12 protein-coding genes are annotated in these 13,975 nt (G+C 64.6%); 9 read left to right on the forward strand and 3 right to left on the reverse strand.

Translation table 11 applies throughout. The features are described from left to right. Nucleotides 1–57: 57 nt before the first annotated feature. The gene (locus HMPREF0063_RS16655; RefSeq protein WP_007079101.1) at nt 58–606 is read right to left on the reverse strand and encodes a hypothetical protein; all 549 of its coding nucleotides are present in this window, start codon (nt 604–606) and stop codon (nt 58–60) included. A gap of 527 nt (nt 607–1,133) precedes the next feature. Between HMPREF0063_RS16655 and HMPREF0063_RS17365 the strand changes: the two genes are divergently transcribed. The 3 genes from HMPREF0063_RS17365 to HMPREF0063_RS12755 are packed head-to-tail and all read left to right on the forward strand — an operon-like array spanning nt 1,134 to nt 4,005. Next, entirely contained in the window at nt 1,134–2,543 is a 1,410-nt protein-coding gene (locus HMPREF0063_RS17365) for a fatty acid desaturase (RefSeq protein ID WP_007079102.1), read from the forward strand. A 56-nt stretch (nt 2,544–2,599) separates the two neighbouring features. Continuing rightward, nucleotides 2,600–2,737, forward strand: coding sequence for a ferredoxin (locus HMPREF0063_RS12750; protein WP_245527766.1), 138 nt, complete (start codon nt 2,600–2,602; stop codon nt 2,735–2,737). Between the two features lie 2 nt (nt 2,738–2,739). Further along, entirely contained in the window at nt 2,740–4,005 is a 1,266-nt protein-coding gene (locus tag HMPREF0063_RS12755) for an NAD(P)/FAD-dependent oxidoreductase (protein WP_007079104.1), read from the forward strand. A gap of 6 nt (nt 4,006–4,011) precedes the next feature. On the opposite strand, the gene HMPREF0063_RS17120 is transcribed toward HMPREF0063_RS12755, so the two are convergent. Continuing rightward, nucleotides 4,012–5,268 (reverse strand): PucR family transcriptional regulator, encoded by a 1,257-nt coding sequence (locus tag HMPREF0063_RS17120; RefSeq protein WP_169309987.1) that lies wholly within the window; start codon nt 5,266–5,268, stop codon nt 4,012–4,014. Nucleotides 5,269–5,319: 51 nt separating this feature from the next. Then, nucleotides 5,320–6,879, reverse strand: a complete 1,560-nt coding sequence (locus HMPREF0063_RS12765; RefSeq protein WP_007079106.1) for a long-chain-fatty-acid--CoA ligase — start codon at nt 6,877–6,879, stop codon at nt 5,320–5,322. A 348-nt stretch (nt 6,880–7,227) separates the two neighbouring features. Between HMPREF0063_RS12765 and HMPREF0063_RS12770 the strand changes: the two genes are divergently transcribed. The 6 genes from HMPREF0063_RS12770 (at nt 7,228) to HMPREF0063_RS12795 (ending at nt 13,970) form a co-directional block, all read left to right on the forward strand. Beyond that, entirely contained in the window at nt 7,228–9,015 is a 1,788-nt protein-coding gene (locus HMPREF0063_RS12770; RefSeq protein WP_211208734.1) for an FAD-dependent oxidoreductase, read from the forward strand. A 176-nt stretch (nt 9,016–9,191) separates the two neighbouring features. Continuing rightward, nucleotides 9,192–9,881, forward strand: coding sequence for an ABC transporter permease (locus HMPREF0063_RS12775; protein WP_156794128.1), 690 nt, complete (start codon nt 9,192–9,194; stop codon nt 9,879–9,881). A 1-nt stretch (nt 9,882) separates the two neighbouring features. Then, nucleotides 9,883–10,734, forward strand: a complete 852-nt coding sequence (locus HMPREF0063_RS12780; protein WP_007079109.1) for an MlaE family ABC transporter permease — start codon at nt 9,883–9,885, stop codon at nt 10,732–10,734. Between the two features lie 7 nt (nt 10,735–10,741). Continuing rightward, nucleotides 10,742–11,908, forward strand: a complete 1,167-nt coding sequence (locus HMPREF0063_RS12785; protein ID WP_007079110.1) for an MCE family protein — start codon at nt 10,742–10,744, stop codon at nt 11,906–11,908. Next, a complete protein-coding gene (locus HMPREF0063_RS12790) occupies nt 11,905–12,963 on the forward strand; it encodes an MCE family protein (protein ID WP_007079111.1) in 1,059 nt (352 codons plus the stop codon). The genes HMPREF0063_RS12785 and HMPREF0063_RS12790 overlap by 4 nt, the downstream gene beginning before the upstream one ends. A gap of 44 nt (nt 12,964–13,007) precedes the next feature. After that, nucleotides 13,008–13,970: an MCE family protein gene (locus tag HMPREF0063_RS12795; protein ID WP_007079112.1), complete on the forward strand. Its 963-nt coding sequence runs from the start codon at nt 13,008–13,010 to the stop codon at nt 13,968–13,970. Nucleotides 13,971–13,975: the final 5 nt, after the last annotated feature.

Genomic DNA, 13,975 nt, shown 5'->3' on the forward strand with positions numbered 1-13,975 from the left:
CGGATGGCCTCGCGCAGGGCTTCTAACGCCCCGAAACACGTTTCGCGTTTGGCAGATTCAACTGGTCGCAGAAGGCCCGCACTCAGACCTGTTCAGCCAGGGCACACGCCATCGAGGCGGCCGACGTCGTAGCGGCTGGGCCAGGCACACACCATGACCCAGCCGACACGACGACGCGACTCCCCCTACGGAAGCGCTATCCGCGCCGCTGATGGGTGGGGGCGGGTCGTCCCGGATCGGCATCATGTCGTCGGTGCCGGTCGCCACAAGAAGGACCGCCTCGTCGTCACCCAGCAGATATACGGTGAAGGTCGGGGCCGCGGTTCCGGCCCGCGATCCGAGGATCGGGGCTTCGCCCGGCGCTTCGTGCCCCTCGAGTGGGTTCGGTAGCGGCCCGGGCCCTGTCGTGGTCCCGAGTGGGCGGCGGCGGCGGACTGCGTACCAGTGCAGTTCGCGGGCGATCATGCGCAGGGCGTCGGACCCGTTCGTGAGGCGATTGAGGGTTCCAAGCAGGTCAACGGCGGCGCCGAGCTGCTCGGCGCTGACGGTGATGGTCGCGGTTCGCTCCGGATCGAGGCCGGCGTTGGGGTTGGTGATGTCGAACATGAGTTGTGCTCCGTCCAGGTGACTGACGCGAGATGCGTCTACCTCCTATATCGGCTCAATCGCATGCCACCGACCCGGCGCCTCCGTTCACCAATCTGTGGCGGCCTCAGAGTTGCGCCACCCAGCACCTCAGAAGCCGCACTGGCCCGTCCCGGACCTGAGCGAGCACGCCCCGCTGCCGAGCGGTGGCGGTGGGATTGGGACCCACCGTGGGCAATTCCGGTGACACCTATCCGTGCACCAGTCCCTCCGTCCCGCCGGTCAGGTCGAGAAGGTCCGGTCGGTGAGTTGCGTTGTTCAGTCCGACAAGCCTCCGAGCGGCGCCGAAATCGGTCGCCGCGATTGACGGAGCGCACTTGTGGGAGGGGCCAACTCCGCGCCCGAAAGTTGTGCCGTGCGCCGAGATTCGAGGCTGTGACGGCTGTCACCGTGAAGTCTGGACGCGACGTCGAGGTCGCACGAAACTTCAGGAGGCGCGAATGACCACGTTCAGTGATCCCGGAACGAGCTCAGAAGGATCCGCCCCAGTGTGGCGTGACAAGAAGCGGTATCTCTGGGTCCTCGGGCTCGTTGTCCCCATGCTGCCGCTGACGGGTCTGGCGCTGGAGAACGCCTCGGGCTTTGAGCTCTGGCTCTGGATGACGCCCGTCGTGTTCCTCGGGCTGATCCCGCTGGTCGATCTCGCCGCAGGTTACGACGACACCAACCCGCCTGACGACATCATCGAGGCGCTGGAGAACGATCGGTACTACCGGTGGGTGACCTACGTGTACCTCCCGGTCCAGTACGTCGGATTCATCCTGGCCATGTGGTATCTCGCCACCGCGGAACTGTCGGTCGGCGGGAAGATCGGGCTTGCCGTGTCGATCGGTGTAGTGGGCGGAGTAGCCATAAACACCGCGCACGAGCTTGGCCACAAGCGAGAGGCGAACGAGCGCTGGCTGTCCAAGATCGCCTTGGCCCAGACGTTCTACGGACACTTCTACATCGAGCACAACCGTGGACACCATGTGCGTGTCGCCACCCCCGAGGATCCCGCCAGTGCGCGCCTCGGCGAGAGCCTCTATCGCTTCTGGCCCCGCACGGTCTTTGGTTCGCTCAAGAGCGCGTGGGAGGTGGAGTCCAAGCGTTACCGCCGCAAGGACACGCACCCCTTCCACCTTCGGAACGACGTCCTCAACGCTTGGCTGATGTCGGTGGCGCTGTGGGGCGGTCTGCTGGCCGTGCTTTTCTTCGCAGCTGGCGTGTCACCACTGTCGGTCCTGCCGTATCTGCTGATTCAGGCGGTTGTCGGGTTCTCCCTCCTGGAGATCGTGAACTACATGGAGCACTACGGAATGCTTCGGCAGAAGGTCGGCAAGGGAGACAAGTACCGCTTCGAACGTGTCACCCCGGCGCACTCGTGGAACTCCAACAACATCGCCACCAATGTGCTGCTTTACCACCTGCAGCGTCACAGCGACCACCATGCGAATCCCACCCGGCGGTACCAGGCCCTCCGTGACTTCAAGGATGCTCCGGTGCTTCCTACGGGCTACACGGGCATGATCGTGGTCGCGCTCTTCCCGCCGCTGTTCCGCAGGCTGATGGACCAGCGCGTGATCGACCACTACGACGGCGACATTCGGCTCGCGAACGTCCAGCCGGGCAAGGAAGAGAAGTTGCTGCGGAAGTTCCCGATCCCAGAGGCGCTTCTTGATCGGGAGGCGAAGATCCTTGAGGACGCCACCGTGCAGGACTTCGCCGACGAAGTTCTCGCCGCACGGTGCCCTGGATGCGGTCACACGTATCAGGTGGTCGAGGGCAATGAGCTTGAAGGCTTCGCTGCGGGCACGGCGTGGGCAGACATCCCCGACGACTGGTGCTGTCCGGACTGCGGAGTGCGCGAGAAGGTTGACTTTACGCCGATCGATCCGCGGCAGGCGGTGGGGAGCTGATGCCCACTATCCACGTCGATCGCGACAAGTGCGAGGGCCTCGGCATGTGCGAAGCGATGGCGAACGACTACTTCGAGGTTGGCGATGACGACGTTCTGAAGGTGCTCGATGGGGAGGTGCCCGAGTCGGATCGAGCCCACGTCCATTCGGCCATCCAAGCGTGCCCGGTCCTCGCTCTGCGACTTGAGGATTGACCGTGACTGACTTCGACGATGACCGTCACCTCGTGGTGGTGGGGGGAGGGTTGGCCGGCCTCCGCGCCATCGAGGCTGCGCGCGGCACCGGATGGCGAGGCTCGCTCACTCTCGTCGGCGCCGAAGACAACCCGCCGTACGACCGCCCCCCTCTCTCGAAGTCGTTCCTGGCCGAGGGGCCTCTGAACCAGGTCACTCCCTTCCGGTCAGCGGTTCAGCTGCGTGAGGAACTCCAGGCAGACGTGGTGCTCGGTACCCGGGTCGAAGGAGTCGACACAGCCGGCCGCTCTGTCCAGCTGAGTGATGGCCGACGACTTTCCTACGACAGTCTCTTGGTGGCCACTGGCTCCAACGCCCGGAAGGTCGCCGGACAGGACTCCGTGACCGGAGTGGTGGGACTGAGAACGGATCGCGATGCCGCAGAAGTGCGTCGTCATCTCGATGAAGGGGCACGTGTCGTGATCGTTGGCGCCGGCTTTGTGGGATCTGAGGTGGCGTCCGCCGCGCTGCAGCGGGGCCTCCACGTCACGATCATCGACACCGAGTCCGTCCCGCTGACCCGGTCTGTCGGGAGACGAGCTGGGGAGATGTGCGTAGACCTGCACCGGGCCGCGGGCGTCGAGCTCCGCACAGAGGTCGGTGTCGCAGGGTTCGCCTCGCGCGGTGGACGACTGACGGGCGTATGCCTGACTGACGGGTCCGAGATCGCGGCGGACCTCGCGGTGGTGGGTATCGGAGCCAGTCCTTCGACCCATTGGCTCGAGAGTTCTGACGTCGCGCTGGAGTCCGATGGTGGGATCGTCTGCGGTGAGGATCTTGCGACGAGCGTCCCGGGAATCTGGGCCGCCGGCGACGTCGCGCACGTCCCCTATGGGGTGTTCGGAGGCGACCTTCTGCGGGTTGAGCATTGGACCAATGCCGCCGAGCAAGGCGCGGTCGCTGGACGAAACGCCATCCGACGACAGGGCGATCCCGAGAAAGTCAGCGGCATCCCCTACTTCTGGTCGGATTGGTACGGGCATCGGCTGCAGTTCGTCGGCACTGCTCTGAGTGCCGAGGAGGTGGTCATCGGCCCGGGCGGGCCCGGGAGCGTGATCCTCTACCGCCGAGACGACTGTGTAGTCGGGGCACTGACGATCGACCGGGGCGGCGACATCATGAAGCTGCGCCGCCGCATCGTCGGCCGAGGATCCTGGGACGAGGCTGTGGAGTTCGCGCAGGCTCGGGTCGAGGGCGGCGTCGGGGACAAGCAGACGCTGCCAGCCTGACCGGCTTCACTGCCCCAGATCAGTGACCAGCTCGAGCGATCCGCCAGCATGGAATACGTCAAGATGCTGGAGCGCGACAGTCATCGATGGACTCAGCCGACTGATGTTCATGTCCAGCGCCTTCTCCGCCTGCGCGATTCGGTAGCGCACGGTGTTTCGGTGCACTTGGAGAGCGAGGGCTGCATCGTCGACGTTGCCGCCGGCTTCCAGGTAGGCCGAGATCGTCTCCCGCCGGCGAGCGGTGGCCTCGTCGGAAGCGGCGAGCCCTCCGAGGGTGCGGCTGACGAATCGATCGACCTGCGGGGTGCAACCGAGGAGCACGAGAAGCTCAACCTCTCCGTACTGGCACACCGCCGGAATCGAGCCGGAGGCGGCAAGCCTCAGGGCTCCTTCCGCTTCTTTGAAAGTGGCGATGAAGCCCGGGATGCCCGACCATCCGGACCCGATGCCCGCCCGCGTGCCGGAGGCGGCCTGACGATTGAACTCCTCGACGAGCGCGCCCAGCTCAGGCTCGGTACGCGTCCCGATCCACACCCAAAGTCGACGGCCGCTGGGTCGAACCAGTAGGGGCTGCGTCACGCCGAGGCTGCGAGCGAGGTCCTGCGCAAGCTGCTCGAGGCCACTGACCCCGTCGTGCTCGTCGCACGTCAGGACTAACGCACTGTGGATGACGGACATTGGGTAGCCGCCGAGTGCCGTGGAGATCCGGCGCGGGTCGTCGTGCTGGCCGTTGAGCACCTCGAGCACAGTCTCGTATCGTTGCGCGGCCACGCCGGCTTGCGCGCGGCCGCGCTCCTCGTGGAAGGTCTGGATCGAGGCAGTGATCGACTGGTCAATCCATTGGCTCGCTCGGTCCCAGAAGTAGATCAGCACTTCGCCGTGATCGAAATCATCGTCGGGGAGCTCCTCGACCTCGCGCGAGATGTACGCCCACGTCGTCTGCTGAGCCACCCGGTAGAAGCGGATCAACGTCTCGACGGTCAGCCTGGAGTTCGCGACCTCGACGGCAAGGAGTTTCGCTCGATCGACGAGGTGGAACGAGAAGGTCGGCTCGGAGAGCTGTCGGAGGAAGGACTCCCAATGTTCGGCGACCGTGTCTCGGATACCAGTCCCGATTCCATCGGCGTCGGCAATCTCCGGCACCTCTCCGAGGATGGCGGTAGTAGTGTCCTCGACCCATCGCTTGAGCGCGTCTGGCTCCGATTCGCGGGCGATGAAAACGCTCAACCACCGCGCCAGGCCGTCGGTCTTCTGGTCGGTCATCTGCCTGCTCCCCCCTCGCTCAAGCGCCCCGCCGATTTCCATCGCTCTCGGTCATCGCAGCTCCCTCTTGAGAATTTTTCCAGTGGCGGTCATGGGGAGTGCTTCCACGACCTCGACCAGGCGAGGGTATTTGTAAGCGGCGATCTGTCGCTTGCTCCACTGGATGAGCTCATCGGGCGTGACGGTGGACCCGGACTCGGGGATCACGTAAGCCTTGATCTCCTCGCCGTGCGACTCGTGCGGCACGCCAATGACGGCCGCGAGCGACACGGCCGGGTGGGTGATGAGCAACTCCTCGATCTCGCGGGGGTACACGTTGAAACCGCCGCGGATGATCATGTCCTTGGACCTGTCGACGATGAAGAACCATCCGTCGGCATCCCTGCGTGCGAGGTCTCCGGTGCGGAACCAGCCCTCGGGGCTGATGGACTCCCAGGTGGCCTCGGGGCGGTTGTAGTACCCCTTCATGACGTTGTGTCCGCGGATCGCGATCTCGCCGATCACGTCGTCGCCCGCCTTCAGCTCATCCCAGCTGCTCGGATCGATGAGCGTCATCTCCACCCCGGGGATCGGCGTGCCGATCGATCCGACCCGGACCTCAGATCCGAGTCGGGAGAAGCTCGCGACGGGCGACGTCTCGGACAACCCGTACCCCTCGAGCACCGTGACCCCGAAACGCTCCTGGAACTGACGGTGAACTTCGATCGGAAGAGCTGCTCCGCCAGCCACGGCCACGCGGAGGTTCTCGGCGAGTCGATCGACGTCGGTGGACTCGTCCAAGGCGCCGATCAGGCTCCAGTACATCGTCGGCACACCGCCGAAGAAGGTGACGGACTCGCGGAGCATCAAACCGAGTGCTGCCGCCGGTTCGAACCGAGGAAGCATCACGATGGTGCCGCCGAATGCGAAGGCACCGTTCTGTATGACCGTCTGGCCGAAGGAATGGAACAGTGGAAGCACGCAGAGATACGTGTCCGGGTTGACCGCATCAGCGCCGAACAGGTCCTGGCCAGCCAGTGCGTTGTCGCGCATGTTTCGGTGCCGCAGTTCTGCGCCCTTCGGCTGACCCGTGGTTCCTGACGTGTAGAGGATGACGGCCGTGTCGTCGTCATCGACCTTGACCGAATCGAACTTCGGAGCCTGGCCGGCCATGCCCTGACCCAAGGTGGAGGCACCCGCGATCGGCGACTCCGCCGCCGGGTCCGCGGTGATGACGAAGAAGTCGGTGCAGCCAGGCGCCCCCTCGAAACCTGCGAAGGCCTCAGCGCCGATGGGGAGGTCGGCCGTTCCCTCGAAGGCGAAGTAGGCCTTCGCCTCGGAGTCGGCGAGGTGGTAGGCGACCTCGCGACCCTTGAGCAGGACGTTCAGGGGGACGACGACTCCGCCCGCCTTGAGAATCCCGTAGTAGACCATGGAGAAGTACGGGAGGTTGGGACAACTGAGTGCGACCTTGTCGCCGGGCTGGACGCCTCGGGAGGTCAGGAGGTGGGCGACTTGGCTCGCGGCCGCGTTCACCTGGCCGTAGGTCAGGCGCGCATCCCCCAGGATGATCGCCTCACGATCGGGGAAGGACCAGGCGCTGTCTTCAAGCAGGCCGGCAAGGTTCGTCATGTGTCATCCTTCGATGTTTGTGCCAATGTCCAAGGTCATTTCGCTGTAGAGGCGCTCTCTTCAGGACACCCCAGCGTGTGACTGCCATCACCCTGTCGGCTTTCCTTCGACAATTCTCGTCGCGATTGACCAGAGTCACACGGTTCATTTGTCAAAAATGACAAACATGAGTTCCTTGGGGTCCCGGGAAATGCGGGTGAAAGTCCGGGATTGTTGGATCCGACAACCGAGGTCCGGGAACTTGTCGGAATCGGCCAAGACGCACCGGTCCCGCGCGGGTTGAACTGTTCCCTCACGCACGTGACGCCCGACACATTCATCGGGTTCGCCGAAGCCCGAGGAGTTCCGTTGACCATCGAGACAGCCCCAGAGAACGTGCTGGACTTCGATGTGATCGTCGTCGGCTCCGGGTTCGGTGGCTCGGTCGCCGCTCTTCGGCTGACCGAGAAGGGCTACCGGGTTGGCGTGATCGAAGCCGGCCGACGCTTCGAGGACGACGAGTTCGCAAAGACGTCATGGGACGCCCGGAAGTTTCTCTTCGCCCCCCGACTCGGTTGTTTCGGGATCCAGCGCATCCGGCTCTTAAAGGACGTCGTGGTCCTCGCCGGCGCCGGAGTCGGAGGCGGGTCGCTGGTCTACGCCAACACTCTCTACGAACCCAAGTCCAGTGCCTTCTTTCGCGACCCGCAGTGGGCGCACATCACGGACTGGAAGGACGAGCTCACTCCGTTCTACGACCAAGCCAAGCGCATGCTCGGCGTCGTCGAGAACCCCTCGGTGACCCCCTCGGATGTCGTGCTGAAGGAGGTGGCGGACGACATGGGCGTCGGTCACACCTACCAGCAGACGCCGATCGGTGTCTGTTTCGGCGCCGCCGGGCAACGGCAGCCCGGCGAGGTGATCCCTGACCCCTACTTCGGTGGAGCTGGCCCTGAGCGCCGTGGCTGTATCGAATGCGGCGAGTGCATGACGGGGTGCCGTCACAACGCCAAGAACACTCTCGTGAAGAACTATCTCCACCTGGCGGAGCGCGCTGGTGCGACAGTCATCGAGCGGACGACAGTCTCGGCCCTGCGCCCCCGAGCCGAGGGTGGGTATGAGGTCGTCACTCATCGATCCGGGCGGTCTGCGCGGCGACAGGCGACACTCACGGCCGAGCATGTGGTGCTCGCGGCGGGGACCTGGGGCACCCAGGAACTCCTCCACGGGATGCGCCGGTCCGGTGATCTTCCCCGGATCTCGGATCGTCTCGGCTACCTCACTCGCACCAACTCCGAAGCTCTCTGTGCCGCGAGCACGAAGGTCAGCAACCGCAAGAAGTATGACTTCCACCACGGCGTCGCGATCACCTCGTCGATCCATCCTGACGAGAACACCCACGTGGAGCCCGTCCGGTACGGCATCGGGTCCGGGATGATGGGAACCCTCCTCACCCTGATGACCGATGGCGGCGGTCGGACCCCCCGGTGGCTCCGGTGGATCGGTCAAGTCATCCGCCACCCTGGACGGTTCGCTTCCACGCTCCTCGGCCTCGGTACGTGGCCGCAGCGCACCATCATCGCGTTGGTCATGCAGACCCATGACAACTCCATCACGGTGTACCCGAAGAAGCGCGGACGGAAGATCCGCCTCACCTCCCGGCAGGGGCACGGGCAGCCGAACCCGACCTGGATCCCCGCCGGGAACGACATCGTGCGGTCCATGGCCGAGAAGATCGACGGAGGGTCGTACAGCACCATCGGCGAGGTCTTCAACATCCCCATGACCGCCCACTTCCTTGGCGGTTGCCCCATCGGCGACTCGGCGCAGAACGGGGTCATCGATCCCTATCACCGCCTGTACGGGCACCCGGGGCTCCACGTCGTGGACGGAGCAGCGATCTCCGCGAACCTCGGTGTGAACCCGAGCCTGACGATCACGGCACAGGCCGAGCGAGCGATGTCGCTCTGGCCCAACAAGGGGCAGGAGGATGCTCGGCCTTTGCTCGGCGAATCATACGAACGCCTCGCTGCCGTGCGCCCCGAGCATGAGGTCGTTCCTCCGTCCGCTCCCGCAGCCCTGAGGCTTCCCCTGTTCGTCGTGCAGACACCGAAAGCCGAGTCAGCAGTCACGCCCCAGACCACCGGTGTCGTCTGATGACGACCGTGCAGGGGTCGTCCCGACCCGAGGGCGACACTCCGAACGAGCCGACGCCTCCCACCCGGGCAGAGATCGAGCGTGAGGCTCTGACGTTCAACCCGTTCGCGAAGGTCCTGAGCGGTTTCGGTCTCGTCGGCAACTTCTACAACTTCTGCGGCAAGACCTTCCGCACCATGTTCACCCGGCGCCCGGTGGTCGACGAGATTGTGCAGCAGGCCTGGTTCATCTCGTCGGTGTCGATCATGCCGGCAATCATGGTGTCGATTCCTCTGTGCATGATCATCGTCTTCCAGGTCAACCAGCTGCTGATCCAGATCGGCGCGGTGGACCTGGCCGGCGCGGGAGCGGCCGTCGCCGTCATCCGGGAGATCGGTCCGATCGTGAGTGTCTTGGTCGTGGCAGGTGCCGGTGCCACTGCCGTATGTGCCGATCTCGGCGCACGCAAGATTCGCGACGAGATCGACGCCATGGAAACCCTCGGCATCGACCCAATCCACCGCCTCGTGGTGCCGCGCGTCATCGCCTCGACCTTCATCGCCGTGGCGCTCAACGGAATGGTCTCCATCGTCGGGCTCGCGGGTGCTTACTACTTCTCCGTGGTCCTCCAAGGAGCCACGCCCGGGCTGTTCATCGACGGACTCACGTTGCTCGTCGGAACTCCCGACTTCTGGGCATCGAGCCTGAAGGCGGCGATCTTCGGATTGCTCGCAGGTCTGGCCGGTTGCTACTTGGGACTGAACGCCAAGGGTGGACCGAAGGGCGTCGGAGATGCGGTCAACCAGACGGTCGTGCTCGCGTTCCTGATGCTGTTCGCGGCCAACACCGTCATCACCACGATCTTCCTGCAGCTGAAGGGGGCCTGACGTGGCATCGGAGAGCAGTTCGCAGATCCGCAACACGGTCGCCGGGGCTGCAACGGCACCCATCCGGTCGGTGGGCGACCTCGGCACCCAGTTGATGTTCTACGCGCGGGCCATTGCATGGATTCCGCTGACGATCCGCAAGTACCCCAAGGAGATCCGACGCCTGATTGCTGAAGTCAGCATGGGGTCCGGGGCAATGGCGGCCATCGGCGGAACGGTCTTCGTGGTGTTCTTCTTGTCCCTGGCTATCGGGATCCAAGTCGGCCTCGAAGCATTCACCACCTTCGGCAACATCGGCGTCGGCGCGTTGTCCGGGTTCTTCTCTGCCTACTTCAACACTCGCGAAGCTGCGCCGATCATGGCCTGCATCGCGCTGACGGCCACGGTGGGTGCCGGCTTCACCGCACAACTCGGGGCCATGCGGGTCAGCGAAGAGATCGATGCCCTGGACGTCATGGCGGTCCCGTCGATCCCGTACCTGGTGACGACGCGCATCGTGGCCGGGATGGTGGCCGTGGTGCCCCTGTTCGCGATCGGTCTCATCACGATGTTCCTGGCAACACAGGTGATGGTGACCGTGGCGTTCGGCCAGGCCACGGGTACCTATCAGCACTACTTCGACACCTTCCTGGTGCCCGGCGATGTGGCACTGGCCGGGGTGAAGGTGCTGCTGACGGCCGTCGTCATCATGTGCGTCTGCTGCTACTACGGCTACACCGCCAGTGGTGGGCCCGCCGGCGTTGGACGGTCGGTGGGCCGCGCGGTGCGGACCTCCCTGATCACTGTCATGTCCATCGATCTGGTCTTCGGTATCGCCTTCTGGGGCGTGCCGACGGTCTACATCGCAGGCTGAGGGACCCATGGAACAGACCAAGAAACTCATCTCCGGTGGCGCGTTCATCGGCATCGTCGTGCTCATCGCGGTGGCCACAGTCATGTCCTACCAAGGCAAATTCACGTCGACCCAGCCGTTCACGGTGGCGAGCGATCGTGCCGGGCTGACACTCACCAGCGGCGCGGCCGTGAAACTGCGTGGTGTGCAGGTCGGCAACGTCTCGTCGGTCGAGCCGGCCGCCGACGGAGCCACGATCAACCTCGACGTCTACAGCGACAAGGTCGACCTGATGACGTCGGACCTGACAGTCCAGATCGTTCCTCCGACTGCATTCGGGGCGAAGTATGTGCAACTCAGCACCGACGACTTGACGGCGGGCGAACCACTGCCCGAAGGCGATCAACTTCGGACCGACGCCGTGACCGTCGAGGTGAACGACGTCTTCACCGATCTCGCCGGAGTCCTGTCAGCGGCGGGCGCGAACCGCGTGGACGACGCCATCACCGCCACCGCCAACCTCCTGGAAGGACAAGGCAACACGCTCAACGCCCTTGTCGGCGACCTCGACACCTACCTCGGCGAGCTCAACACGACCCTCGGAGTGCTGGACAAAGACCTCGACCGTGCCCAATCGGTGATCGATGTGTACGACCAGGCTGCCCCAGACCTGTTGACAACGCTGGCGCAACTCACCACCACATCCGACACCCTCGTCGAGCGGGAGAGTCAGCTCGACCAAGTGCTGACCGACGTATCAGCCTTCACCGCCACCGCCGAGCCGTTCGTAGCCACCAACAGTCCGCGGGTCACCAGCGTGCTCGACCTCTTGGAGTCTCCGACCGGAATGCTCCAGACGTACTCCTCCAACCTCAGGTGCATCTTCGAGGGCACCGCCACCAACGCAGAACTTGCTGCGCAGGCCATTGGCGGCGTGAAGCCGGGCATCAATGTGTACATGCGTCTGCAGCCCAGCGACCGGGGCTTCACCGTCGAGGACAACCTGTACAGGATCGGGCCCGATCTCGGACCGAACTGTTTCGGTCTGCCGTCCATCTCTCAAGCAGATTCGGAGTCCGAAGGGTTCGACTTCGGAACGGGTGACCCCCACGATGCTGGCGACGTCAAGGGACCTGGCGGCGAGCTGGCCACCACCTTCTTTGGCACGTTCGCAGGCCTTCTGGGGTTGCGATGACGGCGCTGATGAATGCCCTCGGGATCAAGCAGGGGACGCGAGGCGACCTGGCCAAACTGGTGGTCTTCCTCGTGGTCGCCGGCTTCCTGACGTCCTACCTGTACGTGATCACCGCGAACGACCGATCGGGCGACGCCCGACCGTTCCGAGCGGAGTTCGAGAACATCTCCGGGCTCGAGGTCGGCAGCGACGTCCGGATCGCGAGTGTCGTCGTCGGCAAGGTGTCCGAGATCGACGTGGGTGCCGACGCGATGGTGACAGTCACGTTCGACCTCAATCGCAGGGTCGAGCTCACCGATCAGAGCACGGCCGTGGTTCGGTACAAGAACCTCATCGGCGACCGGTACCTGCAGCTCGGCGAAGGCCAGCCGGGCGGTCAAGCGCTGACGACCGGGGCCACCATTGGGGCGAACCGTACCTCTGCGGCCCTCGACCTGGACACGCTCCTCAATGGGTTCAAGCCGCTCTTCGTCGGCCTGAACCCGCAGCAGGTCAACCAACTCTCCGAAGATCTCATTCTGGTCCTGCAAGGGCAGTCCGCGGAAATCTCCAGTCTGCTCGCCACCGTCGGGTCACTGACATCAACCTTGGGCGAGAGGGACGAACTGGTCGGACAAGTCATCCAGAACCTCGACACTGCCCTGGCATCAATCGGGGGGGAGGATGACGCCCTCGAAGGCGTGATCGTCCAGCTCAGCCGGTTTACCGACGGCCTGGACGACGATGCGACGGCTGTTCTCGATGCGGCAGGCCAGATCAACAGTCTGTCGGCGGACGCCGCGGCGCTGCTGGCCGAGGCTCGGCCGGACTTCACGGGAGTCCTGTCCAACCTCCGAGGCGTCACCACCACCCTCAACGAGAACAGGGACTTCCTCGATACCACCCTCGAAACGCTGCCCGGTCACTACCAGCAGGTGAACCGGACCGGTTCCTACGGCGACTTCTTCAACTTCTTCCTCTGCGGCATCCGAGTCAGGCTCACCCCGGAGAACGATCCGAGCGCCGCCATCGTGACCCCGTACTTCAACTCGGGTGTGGAGAGGTGTGAACCGTGACCCATCACCACACGAAGCGGCGAGTGTCCCCAGCGACGGTCGGCGTGATCGGGACCGTCACGTTGGTAGTGGTGATGATCGTCGCCTACAGATTCGACCAACTCCCGTTCATTGCGAGCGACCGAGTCGTCAGCGCGGATTTCTCCGAGATCGGCACCCTGCGACCGGGCGACGACGTCCTGGTGTCCGGGGCCACGGTCGGCGAGGTCCGGAAGGTCGAGATCGTCGACCAACATGTCAAGGTCACCTTCCGTGTGGACGAACTCGACCTCACGATCGGCAGCTCCAGCGAGGCCCGCGTCGTGACCACCACGCTCCTCGGACAGGCTGCCCTCGAGATCAGGCCAGCAGGAGACGGCAACCTGGCTCGCGGTGATGCCATCGGGATCGAACGGACGAGCTCCCCCTACGACATCACGCAGGCCCTGTCGCAACTCACGACGGAGATCGACGACATCGATGTCAGCCAGCTGAGCGACGCCGTCAGCACGGCAGCGGAAGTCTTCGAGGATTCGCCGGAAGACCTGCGCGCGACGGTGGACGGCGTCACCCAGTTGGCGGACGTCCTCGCGGCGAACGACGCCGAACTCACCAACCTCGTGGGTCGCGCCCGGGAAGTCTCCGGGGTGCTCGCCGACCGGGACGCCGAGATCTCCACGCTTCTGCGGTCGGGTGACCAGTTGTTGGGTCAACTCAGCGCCAGACGCGACCTCGTCGTCCAACTTGTCGAGAACGTCGAACTTGTGGCGACTCAATTGTCTGCCCTTGTGGCGGACAACGCGGAGATCCTGCAGCCCACCCTTGACCAGGTCAACGGGGTCTTGGACCTGCTGAACGAGAACCGCGAGAACCTCGAAGGTGTCCTGTCCGGCGTCGCGGCCTACGCGATGGTCTTCGGTGAGGCGCTCTCGTCCGGCCCGTTCTTCGACGCCTACGTCGCCAACCTGACCGAACCGGCCACCCTGGTCCCGGTTCTGTCCGACATCTTGGAAGGACTTCCGCAGTGAGTCTT

The sequence above is a fragment of the Aeromicrobium marinum DSM 15272 genome (assembly GCF_000160775.2).
Lineage (GTDB): Bacteria > Actinomycetota > Actinomycetes > Propionibacteriales > Nocardioidaceae > Aeromicrobium > Aeromicrobium marinum.